Raw genomic sequence first — 25,549 nt, 5'->3', positions numbered from 1 at the left:
GCCGCCCATGTTACTTCCGACCTGCCGATGCCCAACGTAAACCCATGGCGGGCGGCCCGGGGACGCCAGGGCCTGTATTCCGCCCTGCGCCAGTTCTTCGCCGGCCAGGGATACCTGGAAGTCGAAACGCCCCTGCTCGTGCCCACGCCCGGCATGGAGCCGTACATCACCGCCTTCGAGGCCCCCTTCGTCCCTGAAACGGACCTGGGGAAGGCCCGCACCCTGTACCTGCACACCAGCCCCGAATACGCGATGAAGCGCCTGCTCGCCGAAGGGGCCGGGCCGCTGTTCCAGATCTGCAAGGTGTTCCGCAACGGCGAGGTGTCCCAGACGCACAACCCGGAGTTCTCGCTGCTGGAGTTCTACCGGCCGCACGCGGACTACCACGCCATCATGGATGACCTGGAGGGCGCGCTGGTGGCGGCCGGAGCAGCGGCGGCCACCTCGGGTGAAGGGGCTCCGGGCGCGGATCCTTCGTTCTTCACGCGCACCCCCTACGAGCGGGTGACGGTGCGGGATGCCGTCCTCAGGGCCACGGGCGTGGACATCCGGAAGCACGCGGACGGCCCTTCGCTCAAGCGGGCGGTGGAGGCCACGGGCGTGCGCACCGGGGACGCGGAGTCCTTCGACGACGTCTTCTTCCACCTGTTCCTGCAGAAGGTGGAGACGGGGCTGGGGCACGAGCGGCCCACCTTCCTCATCGAATACCCGGCCTCCATGGCGGCCCTGTCCCGGCTGAAGCCCGGCGACAGCGCGGTGGCGGAGCGGGTGGAGCTGTACGCGAAGGGGCTGGAGCTGGCGAACGGCTTCTCCGAGCTGACGGACGCGGTGGAGCAGCGCGCGCGGCTGGTGGAGGAACAGGATTTGCGTCGGCGGTTGGGGCGCTCCGTGTATCCGTTGGATGAGCGCTTCCTGGAAGCGGTGGGGCGCATGCCTCCGGCGGCGGGCATCGCCGTCGGACTCGACCGAATCCTCATGCTGCTGCTCGGGGTCCAGCGCATCGAGGACGTCCTCTTGTTCCCCGCACACGGGTTCGTCTGATGCGCAAGCTGCTCCAGACGGTGTTCGCCGGCACGGCCGCGGTGGGGCTCACGGGCGCGGCGTCGGCGACGGTGTCGGTGCTGTCCGGGTTCGACCCGCTGGCGGCGGACAAGGTGCTGCGTGCGTGGGGCCGCTCGTCGCTGGCGGCGGCGGGCGTGCGGCATGATGCGTACGGGCTGGAGCACATCCCGGAGGACGGCAACGTCGTCTTCGTGTGCAACCACCAGTCGCACTTCGACGCGATGGTGAACTTCGCCCACATCCGCAAGCACACGCGCTACGTGGCCAAGGCGGAGCTGTTCAAGATTCCCGTGTTCGGCCGGGCGATGCGGCGCGCGGGCAACATCCCCGTCCAGCGCACCGGAGGGGCGGGTGACAAGGCGCGGCTGTCGGAGGCGGTGACGGCCTTGCGCGAACGGGTGAGCGTGCTGTTCTTCGCGGAGGGCACGCGCAGTCCGGACGGGGAGCTGAAGCCGTTCAAGAAGGGCGCCGCCACGCTGGCCATCCAGGCGCAGGTTCCCGTCGTACCGATGGCGCTCTCAGGGACGCGGCTCATCCTCCCCAAGGGAGGCCGAGCGGTCCGCTGGGGACAGCGGGTGGCGTTGGTGGTGGGCAGGCCCGTGCCGACGCAGGGGCTTACGCTGGAAGACCGGGACACCCTCACGCGACGCCTGGAAGAGGCCGTCGCCGGGCTCTATGCCGAGGCGCGAGAGCGCTCGGGAGACACGCCATGAAGAAGTCGAACCAGACCACGTTCCAAAGCCATCCCTGGCACGGCATCTCGCCGGGTCCGGAGTCTCCTGAAATCGTCAACGCGTACATCGAGATCGTCCCCACGGACGCGGTGAAGTACGAGTTGGACAAGGAGTCCGGCATCCTCAAGGTGGACCGCCCCCAGCGCTTCAGCAGCCAGTGCCCCACGCTCTACGGGTTCATCCCGCAGACGTACTGCGGCGACCAGGTGGCGAAGCGCTGCGCGGAGCGCACCGGCTACAAGGACATCCACGGCGACGGGGATCCCATCGACATCTGCGTGCTGACGGAGAAGGTCGTCTCCAACGGCAACCTGCTGGTGCACGCGGTTCCCATCGGCGGCTTCCGGATGGTCGACGGCAACGAAGCCGACGACAAGATCATCGCGGTGCTGGAGTCGGACCTGGTGTACGGCGAGCTCCAGTACATCGCGCAGCTGCCGCGCCCCCTGCTGGATCGCCTCAAGCACTACTTCCTCACCTACAAGCAGATCCCCGGTGAGGGAAAGCGCAGCGTGGAGATCGCGGAGGTCTACGATCGGTCGGAGGCGCTGGAGGTCATCCGCCGCAGCATGCGCGACTACGACAAGCTCTTCACGGAACAGGAACCGTCGAAGCCCTCGCGCAAGGCGGCTTCCGCACCGGCGCCCCGTCGCAAGAGCGCTGCCAGCAAGACCCCTGTTGGCAAGAGCCCGGGGAGCAAGGCTGCGTCGGGCAAGGGCGTGATGGGCAGGAGCGCGGGCAAGGGCTCGAAGTAGTTCCCCTGCCCGAAGGCGCGCGGAAGGGTGGCGGCACGCCCTCCTTTCCGCGCGGCCTCGCGGGCTACGAGCGGCGCGCGCGCTTCGGCGCCGCGGCGGGGGTGCGCTTGCCCCGGGCAGGAGCCGCGGCCTTGCGGGTGGGCGCGACCTTCTTGGCGGCGGCCGGCACCTTCTTCGCGACCTGCCTGGCCACGGACTGCACGCGCGCGGCGGCCTTCTTGGCGGCGGACTTCACCTGGGCCACGACCTTCTTGGCGGCCTTCTTCACCGGGGCCACGACCTTCCTGGCGGCCTTCTTCACCGGAGCCGCGACCTTCGTTGCGGCCTTCTTCACCGGGGCGGTGGCCTTGCGGGTGGCGGCGCCCGCGCGGGCGCTGGGGCTGGCACCGCGCTTGGCGGCGACGGGCTTCGAGGGCTTGGAGGCGGGGCCGGGCACGGTGGTGCCGCGCTCGGGCAACTGGCTCACGAGCTTCTTGGGCGCGATGGCGCGGTAGCTCTCGTCGATCCACGCCTTGATGACGGGCACCGGCACCTGCGCGGCCGCTTCGAAGTGGGCCGTCACCCAGCCGCTCTTGCCCAGGCCGTACTCGGTGGGCTCGGTGAAGGGCAGCGTGAGCGCGGCGTCCTTGGAGTCGGGCAGCTTGGCGGAGAGGTTCAGCTTCTCGCCCTCCACGGTCATGAAGAGGAAGGTCTTGTCATTGACCTTCATCGCGCGGTGACCCCAGGGGAAGTCCTCGTGGGCGCCGGGGTAGCTCAGCGCATGTTCGCGCAGTACCGCTTCGACCTTCTGCGTCTCGTTCTCTGCGGGCATGGGCACCTTGGCTTCGTTGTGAGTCCGGACAGCTTAACCGGACCTGTCGCGGCGGGCGTATTCCCAGATGTGTTGGTCCGTGAAGAAGCGGGTGACAGGACACCCGTGTCTCGCCCCCCGAGCTTCTTCACCCCGCATCCTTCCGGACGCGAGGCATTAGGTAACGGGTGGGCGTGACGCATAGTCTTTGGGTCAACAAGGAGCCCTGCCTCAATGTCTCAGTCGCTGCTCGCCACGGATGGCTACAAGTTCAGCATGGCGGAGGCCGGCTGGCCCCTGCGGAAGGAGACGTTCTACTACTCGCACCGCAAGGGCGGGCCGCAGGTGATGCCGCTGGACCTGGAGGCGTACGTGCGCCGGCTGCTGCCCGTGCCCCGTCCGGAGGACTATGCCTTCCTCGCCCAGCACGACTACGAGATGGGCGTGGGCTTCAAGGCGGCCATCCTGCGCACGGAGCGCTTGTCCGTGCGCGCCGTCCCCCGGGGCGCGGTGTTCCTGCCGCGCGAGCCCATCCTCACGCTCACCGGCTCCTCCGCGCTGGTGTCCTGGCTGGAGCCGCTGCTGCTCCAGCTCAACTACCGCATCCAGGTGGCCACCCAGGCGCTGCAGGACCGCGAGGCGCTGGCGCGCGCGCTCGCCACGGTGACGTGCGAGGAGGAGAAGCGCATCGCGCTGGAGACGCTGGACCAGGTGGGCGTGAAGCCCTTCCCCATCCGGGTGGACACGGAGGGCTACCTGCAACGCGTGCGGGCGCAGGTGAAGGAGCTGGTGGACATCGTCGAGGAGCCGGCCCGCATCTTCGAGGTGGGCCTGCGCGCGGCCACCTGCCTGGAGCAGCACGAGCTGGCTTTGAGGGCCTGCCAGGATGCGGGCGTGCAGCGCACGAGCAACGTGGAGGGCGCTCGGGTGCTGGGGATGATTCCCGTGGGCACCATGGGCCACGAGCACGTGCAGCGCTACGGCTCCGACGACGCGGCCTTCCGCGCGATGCACGAGCGGCGGCCGCAGCGCTCCAGCTACCTGCTGGACACCTTCGACACGCTTATGTCGGGCATCCCGGCCGCGTTCAAGCTCATCTCCGAGGAGCCGCAGGGTGGGGACTCCATCCGGTTCGACTCCGGCAACAAGAAGCTCCAGTACCTGTACGCGGTGACGCGCGCCCGGGACATGGGCATCAAGCCGGTGCTCATCCTGGAGGACGGCCTGGACGCGCAGATGACGCGCGAGTTCGAGGAGCTGCGCAGGCAGGTGGGCTGGGAGCCGACCGCGCAGTTCTACGGCTACGGCGGCCACATCGTCGCGCGGACCATGTCGCACGCGATGACGCGCGACCGGGTGGCGGCCGTCTACAAGCTGTCGTGTACGGGTGCGACGCCGGTGATGAAGTTCGGCAACGAGCTGACCGAGGGCAAGCAGAGCGTCCCCGGCACGCCCATCATCTTCCGCCGCCGCACCGGCACGGGGCCGCTGGGACTGGTGGGGCAGGCGGGTGAGGCGACACCCCAGGGCTACTTCCCGCTGATGGAGTCGGAGGCCGGGACGCCGTCGCTGTCCATCGCCGAGGGCGTGACGCCGGAGGAGCAGCGCATCGGCTACACTGCGACCACTCAGGCGCTGGTGGAATCGCTCACGCGGCGCCACTTCCCACAGGGACGCTGACGCTTCCGGTAGGACGACGGGGTGGGCGGCGTCATGCGGTCTGGAGACGACGTCATGTATCTGCCCCTCCCCGGGTTTCTCGACATCAACCGCGTCGGTGAGCTGTACCTGGAGCGCGTCGCGGAGGTCTCCGCGGAGGCCTTCCGCTACGCCGCCGAGAACCGCGTGCGTCCTGCGCGCGAGGATCCCATCCGCGTCGCGGCGTTCGGCATCGACGTGCAGGTGGGCTTCTGCATGCCCGGCGCGGCCCTCTTCGTCCCCGGCGCGGTGGATGACACCGCGCGCGCGCTGCTGTGGCTGTACACGAACATGGCCCACATCACGGAGCTCGTGTTCTCGTTGGACACGCATCGCGTGTTTCAAATCTTCCACCCCGCGTGGTGGAAGGACGCGGAGGGTCGTCCGCCCGCGCCCATGACGGTCATCAGCGCGAAGGACGTGCGCAGTGGCCGCTGGCGCCCCACGCGCCACCCGCAGGAGAGCCTGTCGTACTGCGAGCAATTGGAGGCGAGCGGACGGTACGTGCTCAACATCTGGCCGTACCACTCGCTCTTGGGCGGGATGAGCCACGCGCTGATGCCGGCGATGTACGAGGCCAGCCTCTTCCACGCGCTCGTGCGCGACACGCCCACCCGGTTCGACCTGAAGGGCGAGCACCCGCTGACGGAGAGCTACTCCGTGATGTCGCCGGAGGTGAAGGAGGTGAAGGGCCAGCGCGTGGGCGAGTTCAACCAGGGCCTCATGGATCACCTGATGACGTTCGACCGCGTGTATGTCTTCGGGCAGGCCAGCTCCCACTGCGTGCTGTCCACGCTGCGGGACCTGCAGCAGTACCTGGAGCGCACGGATCCGTCGAAGCTGTCGCGCATCCATATCCTCGAGGACGCGATGAGCCCCGTGCCCGCGCCCCCGGTGAGCCCGCTGCCCGCCGCGCTGGACTTCCCCCGCATCGCGAAGGAGGCATTGGAGAGCTTCCGCGCCTCGGGGATGCGCGTGGTGCGCACGACGGACGGGGTGGGGGAGTAACGGGAAGGGAGGGGCCGGCTACCGACCCAGCCGGCCCATCGCCCACCGCGCCGTCGCTTCGCGCAGGGTGTCCTGGGCGCTGGCGCCGGGGCGGGCCTGTCCGTTCAGCTCCACCACGTCGCGGAAGAGCGACAGGTCCAACAGGGCATCCGCGTGCACGCTGCCCGTGAAGAGCACCACCTGGGTGCCGTGCTCGCGCGCCAGCCTCGCGAGCGCGCCGGGGCCCTTGCCCAGCCACGTCTGCCGGTCGAAGCGGCCCTCTCCGGTGAGCACCAGGTCCGCGAGCAGCACGCGCCGCTCCAGCCCCAGCGCCCGCGCCACCAGCACGTAGCCGGATGTCAGCTTCGCGCCCGTGAGCGCCGCCAGTCCGTAGCCCATGCCGCCCGCCGCGCCCGCGCCGGGAGTGGAGGCGGTCGCTTCACCCGCCACGCGCGCGAAGTGGGCCAACGCCGCTTCCAACTCCTCCACCGCCTCCGGTGACGCGCCCTTCTGTGGACCGAAGAGGCGCGCGGCACCGTCCTCGCCCAACAGCGGCGTGATGACGTCCGTGGCCCCCAGCAGCTCCACCTTGCCCAGGCGGGGATGCCGTGCGTCGGACTCCACGCGCACGAGCTTCGCGAGGGCCGCGCCTCCCGGGGGCAGCGGGTCTCCGCGCGCGTCCAGGAAGCGGTAGCCCAGCGCCTCCAGCGCGCCCTTGCCGCCATCCGTGCTCGCGCTGCCGCCCAGTCCGACGATGAGCCGCTCGCAGCCCTCGTCCAGGGCCGCGCGGATCAACTCGCCCGTGCCGTACGTGCACGCGGCGCGGGCATCCCGTGCTTCGGCCGGAACCAGGGACAGGCCCGACGCCGCCGCCATCTCCACCACCGCCGTGCGGCCATCTTCCAGTCGGGCCCACGCGGCCTCCACCGGCGCGCCCATCGGGCCCCGCACGGTGCGCAGCCGACGCTCGCCGCGTCCGCCCGCGAGCAGCGCGTCCACGGTGCCGGGACCTCCATCCGCGAGCGGTGCCACGTCCAGCACCACGTCCAGCGACGCCTGCCGCAGCCCTTCCGCCATGGCGACCGAGGCCTCGGCGGCGCTCAGGGTGCCCTTGAACTCCTGGGGCGCGATGAGCCAGCGCGGACGGATCACGTGGGGGACCCCGCCGGTGCGCGAGGCGTGGAACGGAGCACTGCCGTGAAGGGGGGCTTCGCGAACACGACTGGACTCCGGTGGGCGTTCCGCCACCGCGTCAGCAACATGGACTTCACGGTTCCTCCCGGGCCGGGGCGGTACGTGCCTCGGCATACCATTCCAGGAGGGGGCGGGGGCCCTGGAGCGACGGCATCACCCGCTGTGAAATCCGCTCCAGCCGGAGCAACAGGCGCGTCACGTCCTCGGCGGGCTGCCGGGCCGGGCCGCGGATCCGTTCACAGAAGAACGTCCGACAGCCGAACGGCCGGTCCTCGTACACCGTGCAGCGCTTCCCCGCGGCGTCCAGGAAGGGACAGCCGCCATCCGCGCGGGGCGGGGGGAGTTCGCGGCCCCGGGAGAGGACTTCCCATTCGGGACGCCACAACCAGGGCTGCCGCTTCGTGGTCGCCAGCTGGCAGCACTCGCCGCTGGCGGGGCAGGAGTAGGGGACGTACGCCGCGTCCGCCTGCCGGTAGACGGTGCGCGTCTCCTGCATGGCGCGCTCCATCTCACGCGTACCGGACGCGGGGGCTTCATCCTCTGCGTCGTCCCAGTCCCGGTGCGCCATCCCTTGAACCGTTCTCGCACGTCGGGGCCCGAAGGACGGACCCCTTGGGTCCTACCCTAACTCACAGCATGCGCAGCACGAAACATTTGAGGTAGCGCGTCTCGCGCAGGTTCATGAGCACGGGGTGATCACGCCCGGCGCCGCGCCGTTCGATGATCTGCACCCGGCGCCGCGCGTCCGACGCCGCGGAGGCGAGCATGTCCTCGAAGCCCTGTTCGTCCACATGGTAGGTGCAGCTGGCCGTCACCAGGATTCCACCCGGGCGCAGCAACTGGAAGGCGCGCAGGTTGAGCTCGTTGTAGCCGCGCAATGCCGCCGGGATGGCGTCCTTGTTCTTCGCGAACGAGGGCGGATCCAACACGATGGTGTCGTAGCGCTTGCCCTCGTCCACCGCGTCGCGCAGGAAGTCGAACGCGTTGCCCGTCACCACGTCCAGGTTGGTGAGCTTGTTGGCCTGGGCGTTCTCCTTGAGCTGCGCGGAGGCCGCGTCTGAAATCTCCACCGCGGTGACGTGCTTCGCCTTGGTGGCCAGTTGGAGCGCGAAGCCGCCCACGTAGCTGAAGCAGTCCAGCGCGTCGCCGAAGGCGTAGTGCGCCGCCATCACGTGGTTCTCACGCTGGTCCAGGAAGGCGCCCGTCTTCTGGCCTTCCAGCAGGTCCGCGCGCATGCGCACGAGTCCCTCGTCGAAGGACACGGGGCCCGGGGGCAGCGTTCCGCGCAGGAGGCCCTTCTCCGGCAGCATGCCTTCCAGGTGGCGCACGCTCACGTCGGAGCGGTTGACGATGCCCTTGGGGTGGAACTGCTCCTCCAGGAGGTCCGCGATGAGGTCCTTGCGCTGCTCCATGGCGGGGATGAGGAACTGCACGCTCAGGTAGTCGCCATAGCGGTCCACCACGAGGCCGGGCAGGCCGTCCGCCTCACCGTGCACCAGCCGGTACGTCGTCTCGCCGGGGAGCGCCAGCGTGCGCAGGGCCTCCGCGGACTGGAGGCGCTTCCTGAAGAAGTCCACGTCCACCGCGATGTCGTCGCTGGTGAGCCAGCGCAGCGAGATCTTGGACACCTTCGAATAGAAGGCCTTGCCCATGAACCAGCCGCGGCCGTCCACCACGCGGACGACTTCGCCGCCCTGGAGGCCAGGGTCGCCGTTGAGGTCGGCGCGGTAGATCCATGGCGGGCCGGCCTGCCATCGGTCCGAGCCTCGGCGCAGGAGCATCACCTGGGGGGTGCCGTCGGGGCCCAGGTCGGGCGTCTTGCGGTCGGGGTGGTGCTTCTCCGGACGCGAGCCGGGCCTCCCGCTTCCAGGAGGAAGGGAGCCGGACCTTGCGCCGCCAGAAGACGCGTCACCGGGCCTCCCTCGGCCGGGAGGAGGGGAGCCGGGCCGGCCGGAGCGGGGGGGAGGTGAGGGCTTCATCAAGGCGTCTCGGGGGGAAAGGGGGCGGGTACAGCCCCGCGCGGCGTATACTCGTAACCCGCGTGAGATACGAGTTGGTCCTTCAACCGATGGCCCCGGGCGTCCCATACGACGCGGCGCGGGTGGAAGCCCTCCTGGCGGCGAAGTCGGGGGCCGCCCGCCCGGACGGCGCGCGCGACTGGGCCCTGTCCCAGGGCGACGTGGAGGTGGCGCCACTCCACGACAAGGGCCGGGTCGTGGCCCTGGAGCTGCGCGTGCCCCTGCTGGACCACCCGGACCTCATCCGCGAGGTGCTGGCGGAGGCGGCGGCCCTGGCCCGCGAGGCGAAGGTCCGGCTGTTCGACCCGCAGCTCGGGCAGGTCCTGGCGGCCGCCGACACGGAGCGAGTGGTGACGCAGTACACGCGCACGGAGCAGTACGCGCGCACGGCGCCGCGCATGGAGCTCACTCCCGGCCTGGCGGAGGCGATGGACGCGGCGGCCCGGTACGAACCGAAGGGGCCTGGGATGTCGCTGCCCACGAAGCTCATCCTCTTCGGCGTGGGGGGCTTCGCGATCCTCTACTTCGTGATGACGTCCCTGCTCCGTCAGCTCAACGGGGAATGAGTCGGCCCGTGGCCTCACCGGTGCGGCTCCAGCGGGAGCGCCTGGTCGGCTCGAAGTGGACGGCGGTCCAGCCCCTGGAGCGGGAGAAGCATTTCGTCGTCCTGCGCTGGGTGGGGGAAGGCGGGGAGCGGCCCCAGGAACTGGAGCTGGAGGCGCTTCTTACCCGGCGGGTGCACCGGGTCCCCTGGCGGGCGCTCGCGGACCGGGAACACTGGGTGTCTGGCTGGAGATGAGCGCGGAGGCCGATCTGGCGTTAACGTGCCGACGTGCTCAAGGCCCTCGTCATCGTCTGCATCCTGTTGCCCCTGGCGGAGCTGTACCTGCTGATCACGCTCGGGCATCACATCGGGCTGGGGTCCACGCTCGGGTTGCTCGCTGCTTCCGCGGTGCTGGGAAGCCTCATCGCCCGGAAGCAGGGCGAGCGGGTGTTCCGCAACTGGCGTGAGGCGATGGCCGGCGGCGGAGTGCCCGAGGAGGGCCTGCTCAGCGGCGTGCTGGTGATGGTGGGCGGTGCGCTGCTCATCGCGCCAGGGTTCCTCTCGGACATCATCGGGCTGGCGCTGATGGTGCCGCCGGTGCGCCGCTACATGACGGCGCGCGTCCGGCGCTCGCTGGAGCAGACCCTGCGCTCGGGCGCCGTGCGCGTGACGCACTTCGGGGGCATCGGGCCGGTTCCGGATGGGACGCCGCTCGACCCGAACCCGCCGGCGGGGCCCTTCCAGGATGCCCGGCGCTTCGACACCTCGGAGGTGCCCGCTTCCGTCGAGCCCTCGGAGGGGCCCGCGACCTTCCGCCGCCCCCGGAGCGAGGGCGGCGAGGTGGACGCGGACTTCACCAGCGACGAGGAACCCCGGGGCTGACGGGCGTCCGCTGGGGCGAGCCCGTGCCTCCCGGAGCGTTCCACCGGGGCGTGGTGGGCGTGGGCTTCGGCACGGGGGCGCTTTCGGGAGTCCCAGGCGCGGGCTTGATGGGCAGACCCAGGGCCGCGCGGGCCTCGGGGGCGTAGCGGCCGGTGGAGAACTCGCGCAGGTACTGACGGTATTCGTCGTCGGCGGCCGCGGATTGACGCTGCTTCGTGAAGCAGCGACCCCGGAGGGCGCGGGCCTCCTCGCGGTGGTTCGCGCGGGGGCTGGCTTCGGCGATTTCTCCCAGGCCCACGAGGAAGCGTCCGCACGTCGAGCGATGGGATTGCAAGCGGGCGTACCCGAGGAAGCGCTCGTCGGAGTCGTCCGACAGCAGCCCGCCCGGGACGAGCATGCCCAGCGTCTTGCGCCGACGCGGTGGCGTTGGAGGCACCGGGGCGATGGAGGGCGCCTGCACCGACCCTGGCGTCAGCAGGGGCGCGGCGGACGCGAGCGCGTCCCCCGTGGATCCGGGGTAGGGCACGAAGCCGTCGTCGGAGGACGCGGGCGCCGTGGCCACGGCGGCGTCGCTTCCTGGATGCGGGGTTTCGGATCCGGCCGCCGGGGACTCCAAGGGATTGGCGGCGGTGGCAATGGACTGGCGCGGCGTGGAGTCCGTGGCGGCGACCGCTGTGTCTGGCTTCACCTCCGGCGCAGGGGAGGGCGGCGAGGCCACGCCGGTCCGCATGGGCTCCCTGTTCGACGGAGTGACACTCGCGACGGTCGGTCGCGGCTCGGCGGCCCGCAGGTCCCGGAAGGCCTGCTGGTCCCCAGCGGAGAGCGCGCGAGGCTTCAGCACGCCTCCGGTCTGGGCGAGCTCCACGCGTTCACCCGCGTCCACGAAGCGAGGAGGTTGTCCCTCCGCCTCCACGCGCACGCGGCCTTCGAGCACCGCGACCGCGGCGCCACCCGGGGTGCGCTCCACGGAGAAGACAGTTCCGACGACGGTGACGCGCAGGCCCGCGGACTCCACGAGGAAGGCTTCCCGCTGGGCGTGCGAGGCCTTCACGGAGAGCCGTCCCTGCTGGACGGTGAGGTGCACGGCGTTCGTCTCCGCGCGAGCGAACACCACGTCCGAGCCGGCTGACAGCCGCACGCGGCTCTCGTCCGGAAGCCGCAGTACGGCGGAGGCCTTCGGAGGCGTACGGACCGCCATCCCCGAGCGCAACCGCATGCCCGAGGCCAGCGCGTGCTCCGACCCGGTGACCTCACGCACGAGCGCGCCAGTCACCCGCTCCACCTCGGTGGTGGAGGCAGCATCGGAGCGTACCGCGATGGCGTCCGGAGCCTTCTGGGCCTCTCCCGTCGAGGGCGTGGTCCCCGGTCCGGTCGCCACGGCCGATGGATCCTCCCGTGCATCCCCAGACGGATGCGCGGGAACAGGTCCAGGCGGGCCCACCGTCGGAGACTCCCCATCGCGCTGAGTCCGCACCGCGATGGGGGATGTCCCCACGTCCGCGTTCCTCCGAGCGAACAGCGCACCGCCCAGCCACAGCACGACAACGGCGGCACAGGCCCCCGCGAGCGTCAGCGCCCAGGGTGACAGGAACCGGCGCTCGGGCACGGCCATCCGCTTCGCCGCCGCGGCCTTCAGCCTGGCCCCGGTCTCCTCCCACCGCACGGTGGGCGCCACCTCGCGAGCGGTGTGCAAGAGCGCCCGGGCCTCCACCACCCGCTTCAGTTCCGCCGCGCAGGCCTCGCAGGCCGCCACGTGCGCCTCCACGCGGGCCTTCGCTCCGGCCTCCAATTCGTCCGCGGCCAGGGCCCACAGGGCCTGGGTCTCATGGCCGGCCATGGGAGCCTCCCATCGGACGGGCGACGACCAGACGCTGCATGGCTTCGGTGAACTCCACTCTCGCGTGGTGAAGGCGGCTGCGCACGGTGTTGACGGAGCTTCCCACGGCCAGGGCGATCTCGTCCGGACTCATGCCGCACAGCTCGTGGTAGACGAAGACGATCCGCTTCTTGGGCTTGAGCTTCTCCAGCGCCGCCTCCACCAGCCGGGCCGCCTGACGGCGCTCCGCGGCGCGCTCCGGATCCTCCCCCGGGGCCACCACCTCCGGCGGCTCCGCGAACGAATCCTCCGGCCGCCTCCGTTTCCAGCGCAGGTGGCTCAGCGCCACGTTGGAGCACACCCGGTAGAGGAACGTGCGGAAGCGTGACTCGCCCCGGAAGCCCTTCACCGCCGTGAGCAGCCGCAGGTACGTCTCTTGAAGCAGGTCCTCGACCTCCACGCGGTTGCCCACCAGATGGCGCAGCGTGCGCGCCGCGTCCTCGCGCGTGGCCTCATAGAGCTGCTCGAAGGCGGAGAGCTCCCCGGCCTGGATGCGGCGCACCAGGAGGAGCAGGTGGGCTTCGTCCGCGGACTGCTGCGCACGCGCGGCCCCCTCGCCCGACCCGGCTTCGGGTGGGTTCGCGGCCGCCCACGAGCGCGCTCCACGGATGAACACCGCCGCTTCTCCTTCAAGGTGACGCAGGACGCGCCCCCCATCGAGGAACGCCCTCCAGTCTGTGTCGGTGGTCCAGACGAGCACACTGCCTCCGTGCCCCTGGGTCTCCGAAGAGACGAAAAAAGATCAAAATTATTTGATCGATTCGGCCCCCTCTTGCGTCGAAGCCTCACGAAATCGGATGACCCCCCCGGCGGCCGGTCCGGACCCATCCTATTCCTTTGGAGCCCCCACTCATGAGGAACACCTCGCTTCGCGGCACTCTGTTCGTGCCGTTCCTTGCGCTGTTAGGCCTGTTGTCGGGTTGCATCCTCGATACGCGAGGCGACGGCTACTGGCCTGACGACGACTACGACTACGACACCAGCTGCGTCAGCGCGTCCGACTGTGGCTCCGACCAGTACTGTCGGGCCGGCAGTTGCTGGGACCTCTCCTCCGACGCCAACGCCTGTGTGTACTCCAGCGAGTGTCCCGGCACGCAGATGTGCATCAACGGCTGGTGCGCCCAGTCGTGCTACCGCGACTCGGACTGCGGCTCCTCCGGCCGCTGCCAGGACAACTTCTGCACCCCCAAGCCCGGCGGCGGCTCGACGGACGCGGGCACCAAGCCGGACGCGGGCACCAAGCCGGACGCGGGCACCACGGACGGCGGCACGAAGCCGGACGGTGGCTCCACGTCGGACGGTGGCACCAGGCCGGACGCGGGCACCACGGACGGCGGCTCCGGCCCGGCCTGCCGGGTCAATACGGACTGCGGCGCGGACCGCTACTGCATCAACAGCGTCTGCAGGGCCGGGTGTGACACGGATGCCAAGTGCGGCCCCAACGGCGTGTGCATCCAGGGCCTGTGCGAGCCCCGCCAGCAGGACCCGAACGCCTGCACCACGCAGGCCCAGTGCCCGGCCAACAACGACTGCGTGAACGGCCAGTGCCGCTCGCCCTGCACCTCCACCACGGAGTGCTCGGCGGACACGAAGTGCGAGATTGGCTACTGCCTGCCCATCCCCTCCGGTGGCGCGTGCAAGGCCAACTGCGAGTGCCCCGCCGGCCAGGTCTGCACCAGCGGCCAGTGCAAGTCGCCGCAGCCGGATCCGGGCCAGTCGTGCCAGGCCAACTGCGACTGCCCCTCGGGCCAGGTCTGCACCAGCGGCAAGTGCAAGGCGCCCACGCCGGACCCCGGCACGGGCAGCGGCATGTCCTGCACGGTGAACTGCGAGTGCCCGTCGGGTGAGGTCTGCACCAGCGGCAAGTGCAAGCTGCCCCCGACGCAGCCGTCCCAGGACGCGGGCACGTCCGGCTCCGTGTGCCGGGCCAACTGCGAGTGCCCCGCCGGCCAGATGTGCGCGAGTGGCCAGTGCAAGCCGGTGAACCACGGCTCCGGCAATGCCTGCCAGGCCAACTGCGAGTGCCCGTCCGGCGAGCGCTGCCTGGAGAACGTCTGCTGGCTGTAGTCGCCGCCAGCGGGTGACGGCTTTCAGCGCGAGGGGGCCACCATGCGCCAGCAGCGGTGGATCTCCTTGCGGTGGAAGTCCTCGGGGATGGAGCGGGGGGTGAGTTCCTCCACCTGCTCCAGGCCCCGGGTCGCGGAGTCCTTCAGTTCGAAGCCCAGGTAGTTGGTGGAGAAGTACAGGACACCTCCGGGCGACAAGAGCGCCTGGAGGTGTTCGAGCATCCGCACGTGGTCGCGCTGCACGTCGAAGTTCCCCGACATCTTCTTCGACGTGGAGAACGACGGCGGATCGCAGACGATGACGTCATAGCGGTCGTCCCCATTGCGTGCCTGGTCCTCCAGCCACGCCTTCGCGTCCGCGCGGATGAGCACGTGGCGCGGATCCGCGAGCTTGTTGAGGACCAGGTTGTCCTCCGCCCAGTCCAGGTACGTGTTGGACAGGTCCACGCTCACGCTGCCCGCCGCGCCGCCGGCCGCCGCGTACACCGTGAACGCGCCCGTGTACGCGAAGAGGTTGAGGAACTGCTTGCCCTTGGCCTCCGTGCGCACGCGAGCGCGGGTGTTGCGGTGGTCCATGAAGAGGCCGGTGTCCAGGTAGTCGCCCAGGTTCACCCAGAACTTCAGGCCCTGCTCCTCCACCACCAGTCGCTCGCTGCCCTGGCCCACGCGGCCGTACTGCGAGCGGCCCCAGGGCTGGGGCGTGTGCGTCTTCACGGACGTCTTCTCCGCGGGCACGCCCAGGACAGAGGTGACGGCGGCGAGCACCTCCGCGCGTTCGGAGTCCGTGCTGGCACCCTTTGCGTGGGCCTTGCGGCGCGGGTACTCCACGACGTGCGCGTGGTCGCCGTAGAGGTCCACCGCGTAGGAGTACTCCGGGATGTCCCGGTCATAGACGCGGAAGGCGGTGAGCCCCTGCGCGCGGGCCCACTTGCGCAGGCGCTTCGCGTTCTTGCGCAGGCGGTTCTCGAACATGCTCGTGCCCGCCGCCGCGTCCTGTGTGTCCTGCTTGCCTTCGTCCGCCATGCCCCGTCGGTCCTTCCTGTTTCGCACCCGCGCGCCGCCCCTCATATTGCAGGCCGGACGCGGGGCGGGGGAAAACCCGGGGCCATGAGCGTGCGCGTCGAGAAGAACGGCCCCGTCACCACCGTCATCCTCCACCGCCCGGAGGTGCGCAACGCGGTGGACCGCGACACGGCGGCCGAACTGGCGGACGCCTTCCGTGCCTTCGACGCGGACCCCGATGCACGCGTGGGCGTGCTCTTCGGCGAGGAGGGCACGTTCTGCTCGGGCGCGGACCTGAAGGCCGTGGCGGAAGGGCGCCTGTCGCGCCTGGAGCCGGAGGGGGATGGCCCCATGGGCCCTTCGCGCATGCTGCTGTCCAAGCCGGTGGTGGCGGCCATCGCCGGGCACGCGGTCGCGGGAGGCCTGGAACTGGCCCTGTGGTGTGATTTGCGCGTGGCGGAGGAGGACGCGGTGCTGGGCGTCTTCTGCCGCCGCTGGGGCGTGCCGCTCATCGACGGGGGCACCGTGCGCCTGCCCCGCCTGATTGGCCTGTCCCGGGCCCTGGACCTCATCCTCACCGGCCGCCCCGTGCCCGCCGCCGAAGCGCTGGGCATGGGGCTCATCAACCGCGTGGTGCCGAAGGGCGAGGCCCGGTCGGCGGCGGAGGCCCTGGCGCACCAACTGGCCGCGTTCCCCCAGGCGTGCATGAACGCGGACCGGCTTTCTGCCTACGCGCAGGCCGGGCTCGGCCTGGAAGACGCATTGCGCCAGGAGTTCCAGGAGGGGGTGAAGGTTCTCCAATCGGAGTCCATCGCCGGGGCCACGCGCTTCGCCGGGGGAGCGGGCCGGCACGGCCAGTTCGAGTAGGCACCCAAAGGCACCCGGGAGCGCTGCGCGGCACGTGGGACTGTGTTAGTTCGCGGGCCATGCGCTTCGACACGCTCGCCATCCACGCCGGCCAGGAGCCGGACCCCACCACGGGCGCCATCATGACGCCCGTCTACCTGACCTCCACCTACGTCCAGGACGGGCCAGGAGAGCACAAGGGCTACGAGTACAGCCGCACGCAGAACCCCACGCGCAAGGCCCTGCAGGACTGCCTGGCCGCGCTGGAAGGCGCGAAGTACGGCGCCGCGTTCGCGTCCGGCCTCGCTGGCACCGACATGCTGATGCACATGCTGGAGGTCGGTGACCACGTCATCGTCTCCGACGACGTGTACGGCGGCACCTTCCGCCTCTTCGACAAGGTGTGGAAGCGCGCGGGCATCACGTACTCCTTCGTGGACCTCTCCAAGCCGGAGAACTTCGAAGCGGCCATCACCCCCAAGACGAAGATGGTCTGGGTGGAGACGCCGACGAACCCGATGCTCAAGCTCATCGACCTGGGCCGCATCGCGGAGATCGCCAAGAAGCGCGGCATCCTGTCCGTCGCGGACAACACGTTCATGACGCCGTACTTCCAGAAGCCGCTGGCGCTGGGCTTCGACGTCGTCGCGCACTCCACGACGAAGTACCTCAACGGCCACAGCGACGTGGTGGGCGGCTTCGTCTGCACCAGCCGCGATGACGTCGCGGAGCGGATGTACTTCCTGCAGAACGCGGTGGGCGGCGTGTCCGGCGCCTTCGACAGCTTCCTCGTGCTGCGCGGCGTGAAGACGCTGCACGTGCGCATGGACCGCCACGCGCACAACGCGATGAAGGTCGCCCAGTACCTGGCCACGCACAAGCAGGTGAAGAAGGTCACCTACCCGGGCCTGGAGACGCACCCGCAGCACGCCCTTGCGCGCCAGCAGATGACCGGCTTCGGCGGCATGCTGACGTTCGACATCCACGGTGGCCTGGAGGCGGCGCGCACCTTCCTCAAAACGGTGAAGGTCTTCGCCTGCGCCGAGTCCCTGGGCGGCGTCGAGTCCCTCATCGAGCACCCCGCCATCATGACCCACGCCTCCGTCCCCCAGGAGACGCGCGAGAAGCTGGGCATCACCGACGGCTTCATCCGCCTGTCCGTGGGCATCGAGGACTCGCAGGACCTCATCGACGACCTCGCGCAGGCGCTCGAGCGGGTGAAGTAGTCCCGCACTCCGAAGCCTCCCGAACGCAGGGCCTTCACGCTCCCCCACACCGGGCGCGTGGAGGCCCTTCGTCGTTTCCGGCCCCGGAGCGCGGCCCACGCCTGCCTCCTCTCCAGGCTTGCCTGGATGCCCTCCAGGGCAGGAGGAATGTCGGTTGGAGCACAACGTTTTCGCCGCGATGCGCAAACGACTGCTTGTCTCCACCGGCCTCCTGGGCGCGTGGCTCGCGACTGGCTGCGAGTCCCCGCCTGTTCCCACTGACTCCGATGACCCTCCCGCCGCGCTTCCCGCGCCGGCGGCCCAAGACGAAGAAGCGTCCCTCTCCGCGTCCAACTGCAACCAGCTCGCCCCGAAGGCCGTGACGGCCAGCGGGGATGACGGCAACGTCGCCGCGAACACGCAGGACGACAACCTGGGCACGCGCTGGAGCGCGCAGGGGCAGGGCGTCTGGCTCCAGATGGACCTGGGCTCCGTGCAGTCCCTCACCGGCACCACCATCGCGTGGCACCGGGGCAACGAGCGCCAGAACCACTTCGTTCTCGCCACCTCCACGGACGGCTTCACCTTCACGCAGGCGTACGCGGGCGACAGCGCCCTCAACGCCTCCGCGCAGACGACGTCCTTCTCCGCTCGCAACGCGCGCTACGTGCGCATCACCGTCAACGGCAACACGGTGAACGACTGGAACTCCATCGCGGAGACCCGGGCGTGCGCGGCGGGCGCGGCTCCTCCGCCTGCCTCCACATCCGACTCCGGCCCCGTGCTGCCCCGGCTGCCCTACCTGCAGAGCGTGAAGCAGACCTCCGCCATCGTGGCCTTCCGCACGGCCGGCGCTTGCACGCCCACCGTGCGCTACGGCGAAGGCACCAGCCTGACGAACACGGTCAGCGCGGGCGTGTCCGGCACGCGCCACGCGGTGAAGCTGTCGGACCTGACCGCGGGCCGCACCTACGGCTACGTGGTGTCCGCGTGCGGCAGCACCACGGGCCTGCGCGGGTTCCAGACGTCCACCCCCTCTGGCGCCACGAAGGTCCACTTCACCGCGATGGGTGACTTCGGCACGGGCGGCAGCTTCCAGAAGAAGGTGATGGCGGTGATGTCCACGCCCGCGTGGCGTTCGGAGTTGCTGCTGGCGCTGGGCGACAACGCCTATCCGGATGGCACCGACGCGGAGTTCCAGGCGCACCTCTTCACGCCCATGGCCTCGCTCTTGCGCGAGGTGCCCATGTTCGCCACGCCCGGCAACCACGAGTACGTGACGAACCAGGCGCAGCCCTACCTGGACAACCTCTACCTGCCGGCCAACAACCCGGCGGGCACGGAGCGTTACTACTCCTTCGACTGGGGTCCGGTGCACTTCATCTCGCTGGACTCCAACTGCGCGGTGGGGCTCGCGTCCGCGGACCGGTGCACGCTCGCGGCGCAGAAGGCGTGGGCGGAGAGTGACCTGGCCGCGAACACGCGCCCGTGGACGGTGGCCTTCTTCCACCACCCGTCCTGGTCCAGCGGTGAGCACGGCTCGCAGCTCACCATGCGTCGCCAGTTCGGCCCGCTGTTCGAGAAGTACGGCGTGGACCTGGTGCTCACCGGGCATGACCACGACTACGAGCGCAGCAAGCCGATGTTCGGCGACAACGTGGCGTCGGGGAGCCAGCGCGGCATCCCGTACCTCGTGGTGGGCAGTGGTGGCGCGACGCTGCGTCCCTTCGCCACCAGCCAGCCCGCGTGGACGGCGCTGCGCGACAACCAGGCCTACGGCTTCCTGGACGTGACAGTGGATGGCGGCACGTTGACGGCGCGGCTCATCACCTCCAGCAACACCGTGCGCGACACGCTCACCCTGAAGAAGACCCTGGCGAAGAGCGCGGCCCGGGTGGCGAACAGCGCGGACGAGGCCGCGGCGGAGGAGGCCCACGACACGCCTCCGGGACCGACGGATGACCGAGCGGAACCTCGCGTCCTCCGGCCAGTGCCGCCCGCGGACACCCTGGAGTCCGTGGCGGATCCCGAAGAGCCGCTTCCGCAGTAGCCGAAGGGGCCCGCCGGAAGGTAGGGAAGGGCGGACACCGTTCCACCCCTTCCACCGCCGGCGGGCCGGCACCTTCCGAGGGACACCATGCGCTACTTCGACGACTTCCCCATCGGTGAGATCGTGGAGCTGGGGCCGTATGTGGTGACGCGCGAGGAGATCCTCGCGTTCGCGCACCAGTTCGACCCCCAGCCCTTCCATGTCGACGAGGACGCCGCGCGCCAGAGCATCTTCGGCGGCATCATCGCCAGCGGCTGGCACACCGCCTCCATCTGCCACAAGCTCCTCGTGCGAGACCTGCTGAGCACGTCCGCCAGCATGGGCTCCCCGGGTCTGGATGAGCTGCGCTGGAAGAAGCCGGTGCGCCCGGGCGACTCACTCAAGGTGCGCGTCGAGACGCTGGAGGCCCGTCCCTCCGCGAGCAAGCCGGACCGGGGCGCCATCAAGTTCCGCTTCGAGGTCGTCAACCAGCAGGGCGACGTGGTGATGACGGAGATCGCCAACGCCCTCTTCGCGCGTCGCCCGCCGGCTCCCTGACGAAAACCGGGACACTTTGAGTTCCAGGGGCAACCTGGGCTAGCAATAGCCCCCAAGGAGATGCCCATGTCCGACAAGAACGAAGTGGTTGCCCCTCCGGCGCCGAGCCGGCTGAAGCGTCCGGTGGAGGTGGTGCGCGCGGAGCTGCTGGCCGACGCGGACGTGAAGCAGCAGGCGGAGATGCTCAAGCTCCCCGTCGAGGCGTACGTGGAGAAGATCCTCGACTACGCCATCCACCCGGACAAGCCGCCCCAGCTCCAGATCGTCCCCGACGAGGAGCTCAAGGCGCGCGACCCGAAGATCGCCACGGTGGAGGAGATCGGCGCCCACCTGCAGAAGATCATCGACGGCGAGGTCGTCATCAGCCCCGCCCAGCAGCGCGACGGCTTCAGCAGCGACAAGAGCCATGATCAGCGCTACAGCGCCGCGCTCGGCAGCGAGAACAAGCCCGGCGAGACCGTGGCCCCGAAGCCCGGCACCCCCGCCGCGGATCCGGCCACCACCAAGAAGGGCCCCATCCGGGGCTGAGTTCCGCAAACCCTCGGAACTCCAGGGGTTTTCCCGGAATAATCCTGATTATTCCAGGACCGGAAACTAATCGCCCCTCGGACCGACAATCCTTCAACGTTTCACTTCGAGGGCCGCCTGGCGGTCCTCCCCGAAAAGGATTCGACCATGGGCGGCATCGGCAAGGCACTCGGCAAGGTGATGGACATCGTCAAGCCGTTCGTGACGATGGTGAACCCGCTGCTCGGCGCGGCGATGAGCTTCGCCAGCGGCCTGATGCAGGGCAAGAACCCCCTCCAGTCGCTGCTGGGCGCGGCCACCGACCTCATCCCGGGCGGCGGCGTGCTCAAGAACGCCATGGGCATGTTCGCCAACTCCGGCCTGATGGACGGCGCGGGCGGCAACAGCCTGCTGTCCGGCGCGCTGAACCTGGCGACCGGCAAGAGCAAGGTCACGGACGTCATCGGCGACCTGTTCAAGTCGAACAAGAAGAGCCCGCTCACCGACATCGGCATGAGCAACACGGCGGAGCTCGCCGCGCAGCGCATGTCGACGTTCGTCGCCTAGTCCATGAAGCCCGTTCCCTTCGACCCCAAGCTGCACCATGGGTTGCTCGAGCTGTGGCGCAAGCCATGGGACGAGACCATGACCCCGGATGCCCTTCCTCAGACGGGCTTCGTGGTCCCGGACAAGGCCGCGGGTTTTCTGTACCGGACGGACAGCTCGGTGGCGCTGATCGAAGGGATCATCGCCGCCCCCGGGCTGAGCAAGGAAGTTCGCAACGAGGCCGTCAACGCCATCGTCGCCGCGATTCGCGACGAGGCCCGGCGGCTGGGCTTCAAGCTGCTCCTGGGCTACTCGCAGCTGGACGTCATCATGGAGCGCGCCAAGCGCTTCGGCTTCATCCACGTGGGCCCTGGCTTCCACATGGTGGCCCTGGACCTGACGAAGCCGGATCCCTGAAGCACCGCTGAAGAGATGGATGCACGAAGGGCCCGAAGGGAGGTTTTTCCTCCTTCCGGGCCCTCGGTGTTTTGCGGCGCCTGCCGCGTCGCCTTAAGCGGCGGTGCGGTGCAGGTAGTCGATGAGGTCGATCTTCGTGACGATGGCGATGACCTTCTCGCCGTCCTTCACCACGGCCACGTTGTCGCGCGCGAAGATTTCACGCAGCCGGTCGATGCTGGCCTCGGCGGCCACGGCGCCCTGGAGCGGGGCGACGATGGGGTCGATGGTGTCCTGGAACTTCACCTTGTTGGCGACCAGGGCGTTGAGCAGGTCGTACTCGTGCACCATGCCCGCGGCGCGCCCGTCGTCGGACACCACCGGCATCTGGCTGATGCCGTGGCTGCGCATCGTCTCCACCACGCGGTCCACGCGGTCCCCGCGCTTCGCCGTCTTCAGCTCGCGGGGCTTCGCGCCGATGATGTCGCGCACGGTGCCGGCGCCCTTCTCCTGCATGAAGCCGTTGTCGCGCATCCACTCGTCGGAGTGGAACTTGGAGATGTAGCTGCTGCCGGAGTCGGGCAGGACGACCACGATGGTCTTGCCCTTGCCAATCTCCTTCGCCAACTCCACCGCCACGTGCACCGCGGCGCCGGAGGAACCACCCGCGAAGATGCCCTCCTCGCGCGCGAGCCGGCGGGCCGCGTTGAAGCACTGGCGGTCATCCACCTGGCGCACGTCGTCCACGACGGAGAAGTCCATCGCGCCGCAGAGCATGTCCTCGCCGATGCCCTCCACCTTGTAGACGTGCGGCTCGCTGAGCTTGCCCGTCTTGAAGTAGCCCTCGTAGACGGAGCCCTCCGGATCCACGCCCACGTTCTTCAGGCCGGGGATCTTCTCCTTCAGGAACTTGCCAGCGCCGCTCATCGTGCCGCCGGTGCCCAGGCCCGACACGAAGTAGTCGAACTTGCCCTCGGTCTGCTCGAAGATCTCCGGACCCGTCGTGTGGTAGTGCGCCTCGATGTTGTCCGGGTTGTGGTACTGGTTCAGCATGAACGCGCCGGGGGTCTCCTTGGCCAGCCGCTTGGACGTCTCGTAGTAGCTGCGAGGATCCTCCGCGGGCACGTTCGTCGGCGTGACGACGACCTGGGCGCCCATGGCCTTCAGGCGGTTGATCTTCTCCAGGGACATCTTGTCCGGCATGGTGAAGATGCACTTGTAGCCCTTCACCGCCGCCGCCAGCGCCACGCCCATGCCGGTGTTGCCGGACGTGTTCTCCACGATGGTGCCGCCGGGCTTGAGCGTGCCCGCCCGTTCGGCCTTTTCGATGATGTAGAGCGCCATGCGGTCCTTGATGGACGCGCCGGGGTTCATGAACTCGCACTTCACGAGCACGGTGGCGTCGTTCGGACCGACCAGCTTGTTGAGCTTCACCAGCGGCGTGTGGCCAATGGCGGTGAGGATGTTCTCTTGGATGTCCATCGTGCGTGGCTTCCCGAAAAGGGGGGTATCGGGGCCTTATACGTGCTCCGCCCCGTCAGGGGGAACATGCCCGGAGGCCCCAGGCTTCCTGACGCGTGAGGACGCAAAGCGTTGCGGCCTCCCGGCCCGTGCCAGGCAGGGCCCCCCGGGGCAGGCGTCCCCTCGTCGCTTAGGCGACAGGCCGGACGGTCGCCGGGCCAGCGGCCCACGCGGGCTTTGACCCGCCGCGCCGTGCCTCCGATACTCGCGGGCGATTTTCCTTCCCCCGCTGGAGCACCCGCCCCCCATGGAACTTGAGGCCGCCCTTCGCGACCAGGTGGGACAGGCCATTGGCCGTCCCGTTCCCGACGCACCCATCACGAAGCTCAAGGGCGAGGCGAGCAGTCGCTCCTACTACCGCGTCGGCGCGCCCCCGGAGAGCTGGGTGGCCATGGTGATGCCGCCGGACGCGACGAAGAAGAGCGACGAGGCCACCAAGGGCGAGCCCCCGAAGGAGCTGCCCTTCGTCAACGTCCACCGCTACCTGAGCGGGCTGGGCGTTCGCGTGCCGCGCATCCACCGCTACGACGAGCCCGCCGGCATCATGATTCTGGAGGACCTGAGCGACATCACCTTCGAGTCCGCGCTGGAGGGGGGCCGTCACAACCAGGCGCTCTACACGCGCGCCGTCGAACTGCTGGCGCGCCTGCGCGTGCAGGCGGAGAAGAAGCAGGATCCGGAGTGTCTGGCCTTCACGCGCGCCTTCGATGAAGACCTGTACGACTGGGAGCTGCACCACTTCCGCGAGTGGGGCCTGGAGGCCTGGAGCGGCAAGAAGCCCACGGACGCGGAGCGCGCTGAGCTGGACGCCACGTTCAAGGACATCGCGAAGCAACTGGCGGCCGCGCCGCGCGGCTTCACGCACCGCGACTACCAGAGCCGCAACATCATGGTGAAGGAGGGCGAGCTCATCGTCATCGACTTCCAGGACGCGCTCCAGGGCCCCCGTCAGTACGACCTGGTGGCGCTGCTGCGCGACAGCTACGTGGAGCTGGACCGCGCGTTCGTGGACACGATGTTGGATGTCTACATCGCCACGTTCGAGCAGGAGAGCGGGGAGAAGATCGACGCGAAGGCGTTCAAGGCGTTCTTCGACCTGCTCACCATCCAGCGCAAGCTGAAGGACGCGGGCCGCTTCGAATTCATCAACCGCGTGAAGGGCAACCCGGGCTTCCTGGTGTCCATCCCCGCGTCGCTGCGCTACGTGAAGGACGCGTTCGCGCTCCGGCCAGAGCTGTCGAAGCTCCAGGCGCTGGTGGCGAAGTACGTGCCCGAGCTGGCGGCCTGAGCGCATGAAGGCCATGGTCCTCTGCGCGGGTCTGGGCACGCGCCTGCGCCCGCTCACCGAGCGGTGGCCCAAGCCGGCCATGCCGTTTCTTGGCCAGCCGCTGCTGCGCTACCACCTGGCGGTGCTGAAGGCCGCGGGCGTGACGGCGGTGGGCATCAACACGCACCACCTGCCGGACACGATGGCGGCGGTGGCCCGCGCGGAGTGCGAGCGCGCGGGGCTGTCCCTGCACGTCGTGCACGAGCCCGTCATCCAGGGCACCGGCGGCGGCATCCGCGGCCTGAAGGACTTCCTCGCGGGCGAGGACTTCGTCGTGTTCAACGGGGACATCCTCTTCCCGGTGGACCTCAAGCCCGTGGTCGCGGCGCACCGGGAGTCCGGCGCGGTGGCGACGATGGTGCTGCTGCCCATGCCGGAAGGGGAGACGTACGCGGCGGTGGAGGCGGACGCGGGCATGCAGGTGAAGCGCATCGCGGGGTACGGGCCGGGCGGCGACGGGCTCAAGCCCTGGCACTTCACCGGTGTGCACGTGATGTCCCCCAGCGTGTTCGACTTCATGACGGCCGAAGGCCCCGAGGACATCAACCGCGAGGTCTACGTGCGGGTGATGCAGGCGGGGCTCAAGGTGCGTGGGCACGCGGTGGACGCGTACTGGTCCGATCTGGGCATGCCTTCGCGTTACCTGGCCACCGTGCGGGACGTGCTGGAGGGGCGCGTGCCGCTGGCGGCGCTGGGGACGGACTCTCCGCTCGCGGGGCTGAAGGCGGATGCCGCCGGGGTGTGGGTGCATCCGGAGGCTCGCGTCGCGGGGACGGTGCGCGGGCCCGCGTACGTGGGCGCCGGGGCCGTCGTGGACGCGGGGGCCTCCGTGGGCCCGGGCGTGTCCGTGGGGCCGGGGGCCCGGGTGGGGCAGGGGGCTCGGCTGGAGCGCTGCGCCGTGTTCGAGCAGACGCAGGTGGCGCCCGGTGAGTCGCTCACCGAAGTGCTCGCGTGGGGCCCGCACAGGGTGCCCGCTTCACTCGCGGGGCGCTGAGGCTTCGGGCTT

The 25,549-nt window shown here is 69.8% G+C and carries 26 protein-coding genes; 18 read left to right on the top strand and 8 right to left on the bottom strand.

What is annotated here, in order from left to right:
* Positions 1–27: 27 nt before the first annotated feature.
* From epmA to OV208_RS19040, 3 genes are read left to right on the top strand one after another with little or no spacing between them, the layout of a single operon-like run.
* Positions 28–1,041 carry an EF-P lysine aminoacylase EpmA gene (epmA, locus tag OV208_RS19050; RefSeq protein WP_267575259.1) on the top strand — a complete coding sequence of 338 codons (1,014 nt, stop codon included), beginning with the start codon at positions 28–30 and terminating at the stop codon, positions 1,039–1,041.
* The gene (locus tag OV208_RS19045) at positions 1,041–1,775 is read left to right on the top strand and encodes a lysophospholipid acyltransferase family protein (protein WP_267575258.1); all 735 of its coding nucleotides are present in this window, start codon (positions 1,041–1,043) and stop codon (positions 1,773–1,775) included. The genes epmA and OV208_RS19045 overlap by 1 nt, the downstream gene beginning before the upstream one ends.
* Entirely contained in the window at positions 1,772–2,551 is a 780-nt protein-coding gene (locus OV208_RS19040; protein ID WP_267575257.1) for an inorganic pyrophosphatase, read from the top strand. Before OV208_RS19045 ends, OV208_RS19040 begins: the two co-directional genes overlap by 4 nt.
* Before the next feature lie 64 nt (positions 2,552–2,615).
* On the opposite strand, the gene OV208_RS19035 is transcribed toward OV208_RS19040, so the two are convergent.
* Positions 2,616–3,362, bottom strand: coding sequence for an MmcQ/YjbR family DNA-binding protein (locus tag OV208_RS19035; protein ID WP_267575256.1), 747 nt, complete (start codon positions 3,360–3,362; stop codon positions 2,616–2,618).
* 213 nt (positions 3,363–3,575) lie between these two features.
* Between OV208_RS19035 and OV208_RS19030 the strand changes: the two genes are divergently transcribed.
* Both OV208_RS19030 and OV208_RS19025 read left to right on the top strand, forming a co-directional pair.
* On the top strand, positions 3,576–5,021 hold the full coding sequence (locus OV208_RS19030) for a nicotinate phosphoribosyltransferase (protein WP_267575255.1): 1,446 nt from the start codon (positions 3,576–3,578) through the stop codon (positions 5,019–5,021).
* A 54-nt stretch (positions 5,022–5,075) separates the two neighbouring features.
* Positions 5,076–6,047, top strand: coding sequence for a nicotinamidase (locus OV208_RS19025; protein ID WP_267575254.1), 972 nt, complete (start codon positions 5,076–5,078; stop codon positions 6,045–6,047).
* An 18-nt stretch (positions 6,048–6,065) separates the two neighbouring features.
* Here the strand turns inward: OV208_RS19025 and OV208_RS19020 are convergent, their stop codons facing one another.
* From OV208_RS19020 to OV208_RS19010, 3 genes are all read right to left on the bottom strand, one after another.
* On the bottom strand, positions 6,066–7,178 hold the full coding sequence (locus OV208_RS19020; protein ID WP_267575253.1) for a glycerate kinase: 1,113 nt from the start codon (positions 7,176–7,178) through the stop codon (positions 6,066–6,068).
* 115 nt (positions 7,179–7,293) lie between these two features.
* Positions 7,294–7,788, bottom strand: a complete 495-nt coding sequence (locus OV208_RS19015) for a YkgJ family cysteine cluster protein (RefSeq protein WP_267575252.1) — start codon at positions 7,786–7,788, stop codon at positions 7,294–7,296.
* A gap of 61 nt (positions 7,789–7,849) precedes the next feature.
* The gene (locus OV208_RS19010; RefSeq protein WP_267575251.1) at positions 7,850–9,001 is read right to left on the bottom strand and encodes a class I SAM-dependent rRNA methyltransferase; all 1,152 of its coding nucleotides are present in this window, start codon (positions 8,999–9,001) and stop codon (positions 7,850–7,852) included.
* A gap of 287 nt (positions 9,002–9,288) precedes the next feature.
* Between OV208_RS19010 and OV208_RS19005 the strand changes: the two genes are divergently transcribed.
* Genes OV208_RS19005 through OV208_RS18995 form a run of 3 tightly spaced genes read left to right on the top strand, consistent with a single transcriptional unit; the run spans position 9,289 to position 10,664 of the window.
* Positions 9,289–9,804, top strand: coding sequence for a hypothetical protein (locus tag OV208_RS19005; protein ID WP_267575250.1), 516 nt, complete (start codon positions 9,289–9,291; stop codon positions 9,802–9,804).
* Between the two features lie 8 nt (positions 9,805–9,812).
* Complete coding sequence (locus OV208_RS19000; protein ID WP_267575249.1) at positions 9,813–10,037, top strand: TIGR02450 family Trp-rich protein; 225 nt, start codon at positions 9,813–9,815, stop codon at positions 10,035–10,037.
* Positions 10,038–10,070: 33 nt separating this feature from the next.
* Positions 10,071–10,664, top strand: coding sequence for an FxsA family protein (locus OV208_RS18995; RefSeq protein ID WP_267575248.1), 594 nt, complete (start codon positions 10,071–10,073; stop codon positions 10,662–10,664).
* On the opposite strand, the gene OV208_RS18990 is transcribed toward OV208_RS18995, so the two are convergent.
* Both OV208_RS18990 and OV208_RS18985 read right to left on the bottom strand, forming a co-directional pair.
* Complete coding sequence (locus OV208_RS18990; protein ID WP_267575247.1) at positions 10,636–12,501, bottom strand: FecR domain-containing protein; 1,866 nt, start codon at positions 12,499–12,501, stop codon at positions 10,636–10,638. The genes OV208_RS18995 and OV208_RS18990 overlap by 29 nt on opposite strands.
* Positions 12,488–13,156: an RNA polymerase sigma factor gene (locus OV208_RS18985; protein WP_267575246.1), complete on the bottom strand. Its 669-nt coding sequence runs from the start codon at positions 13,154–13,156 to the stop codon at positions 12,488–12,490. The genes OV208_RS18990 and OV208_RS18985 overlap by 14 nt, the downstream gene beginning before the upstream one ends.
* Before the next feature lie 236 nt (positions 13,157–13,392).
* Here OV208_RS18985 and OV208_RS18980 point away from each other — a divergent pair, with 236 nt between their 5' ends.
* Positions 13,393–14,607 (top strand): hypothetical protein, encoded by a 1,215-nt coding sequence (locus tag OV208_RS18980; RefSeq protein ID WP_267575245.1) that lies wholly within the window; start codon positions 13,393–13,395, stop codon positions 14,605–14,607.
* A gap of 23 nt (positions 14,608–14,630) precedes the next feature.
* On the opposite strand, the gene OV208_RS18975 is transcribed toward OV208_RS18980, so the two are convergent.
* Positions 14,631–15,629, bottom strand: coding sequence for a class I SAM-dependent methyltransferase (locus OV208_RS18975; RefSeq protein WP_267575244.1), 999 nt, complete (start codon positions 15,627–15,629; stop codon positions 14,631–14,633).
* Between the two features lie 84 nt (positions 15,630–15,713).
* Between OV208_RS18975 and OV208_RS18970 the strand changes: the two genes are divergently transcribed.
* The 7 genes from OV208_RS18970 to OV208_RS18940 all read left to right on the top strand — a co-directional run bounded on the left by OV208_RS18970 (position 15,714) and on the right by OV208_RS18940 (position 21,716).
* Entirely contained in the window at positions 15,714–16,475 is a 762-nt protein-coding gene (locus OV208_RS18970) for a crotonase/enoyl-CoA hydratase family protein (protein WP_267575243.1), read from the top strand.
* Between the two features lie 59 nt (positions 16,476–16,534).
* On the top strand, positions 16,535–17,680 hold the full coding sequence (locus OV208_RS18965; protein ID WP_267575242.1) for a cystathionine gamma-synthase: 1,146 nt from the start codon (positions 16,535–16,537) through the stop codon (positions 17,678–17,680).
* 178 nt (positions 17,681–17,858) lie between these two features.
* On the top strand, positions 17,859–19,709 hold the full coding sequence (locus OV208_RS18960; protein ID WP_267575284.1) for a discoidin domain-containing protein: 1,851 nt from the start codon (positions 17,859–17,861) through the stop codon (positions 19,707–19,709).
* A gap of 87 nt (positions 19,710–19,796) precedes the next feature.
* Positions 19,797–20,246, top strand: coding sequence for a MaoC family dehydratase (locus tag OV208_RS18955; protein ID WP_267575241.1), 450 nt, complete (start codon positions 19,797–19,799; stop codon positions 20,244–20,246).
* A gap of 66 nt (positions 20,247–20,312) precedes the next feature.
* Entirely contained in the window at positions 20,313–20,774 is a 462-nt protein-coding gene (locus OV208_RS18950) for a hypothetical protein (RefSeq protein ID WP_267575240.1), read from the top strand.
* Between the two features lie 147 nt (positions 20,775–20,921).
* Complete coding sequence (locus tag OV208_RS18945) at positions 20,922–21,320, top strand: hypothetical protein (protein ID WP_267575239.1); 399 nt, start codon at positions 20,922–20,924, stop codon at positions 21,318–21,320.
* 3 nt (positions 21,321–21,323) lie between these two features.
* Positions 21,324–21,716 (top strand): hypothetical protein, encoded by a 393-nt coding sequence (locus OV208_RS18940; protein WP_193349504.1) that lies wholly within the window; start codon positions 21,324–21,326, stop codon positions 21,714–21,716.
* 93 nt (positions 21,717–21,809) lie between these two features.
* Here the strand turns inward: OV208_RS18940 and OV208_RS18935 are convergent, their stop codons facing one another.
* A complete protein-coding gene (locus tag OV208_RS18935; protein WP_267575238.1) occupies positions 21,810–23,177 on the bottom strand; it encodes a pyridoxal-phosphate dependent enzyme in 1,368 nt (455 codons plus the stop codon).
* Positions 23,178–23,463: 286 nt separating this feature from the next.
* Here OV208_RS18935 and OV208_RS18930 point away from each other — a divergent pair, with 286 nt between their 5' ends.
* Positions 23,464–24,504: an aminoglycoside phosphotransferase family protein gene (locus OV208_RS18930; protein ID WP_267575237.1), complete on the top strand. Its 1,041-nt coding sequence runs from the start codon at positions 23,464–23,466 to the stop codon at positions 24,502–24,504.
* 4 nt (positions 24,505–24,508) lie between these two features.
* On the top strand, positions 24,509–25,537 hold the full coding sequence (locus OV208_RS18925) for a nucleotidyltransferase family protein (RefSeq protein ID WP_267575236.1): 1,029 nt from the start codon (positions 24,509–24,511) through the stop codon (positions 25,535–25,537).
* Positions 25,538–25,549 lie beyond the last annotated feature (12 nt).

Origin of the sequence: Corallococcus sp. bb12-1 (genome assembly GCF_026626765.1) — a bacterium.
GTDB classification, from domain to species: domain Bacteria; phylum Myxococcota; class Myxococcia; order Myxococcales; family Myxococcaceae; genus Corallococcus; species Corallococcus terminator.
This window is presented reverse-complemented; position numbering and strand designations above follow the sequence as displayed.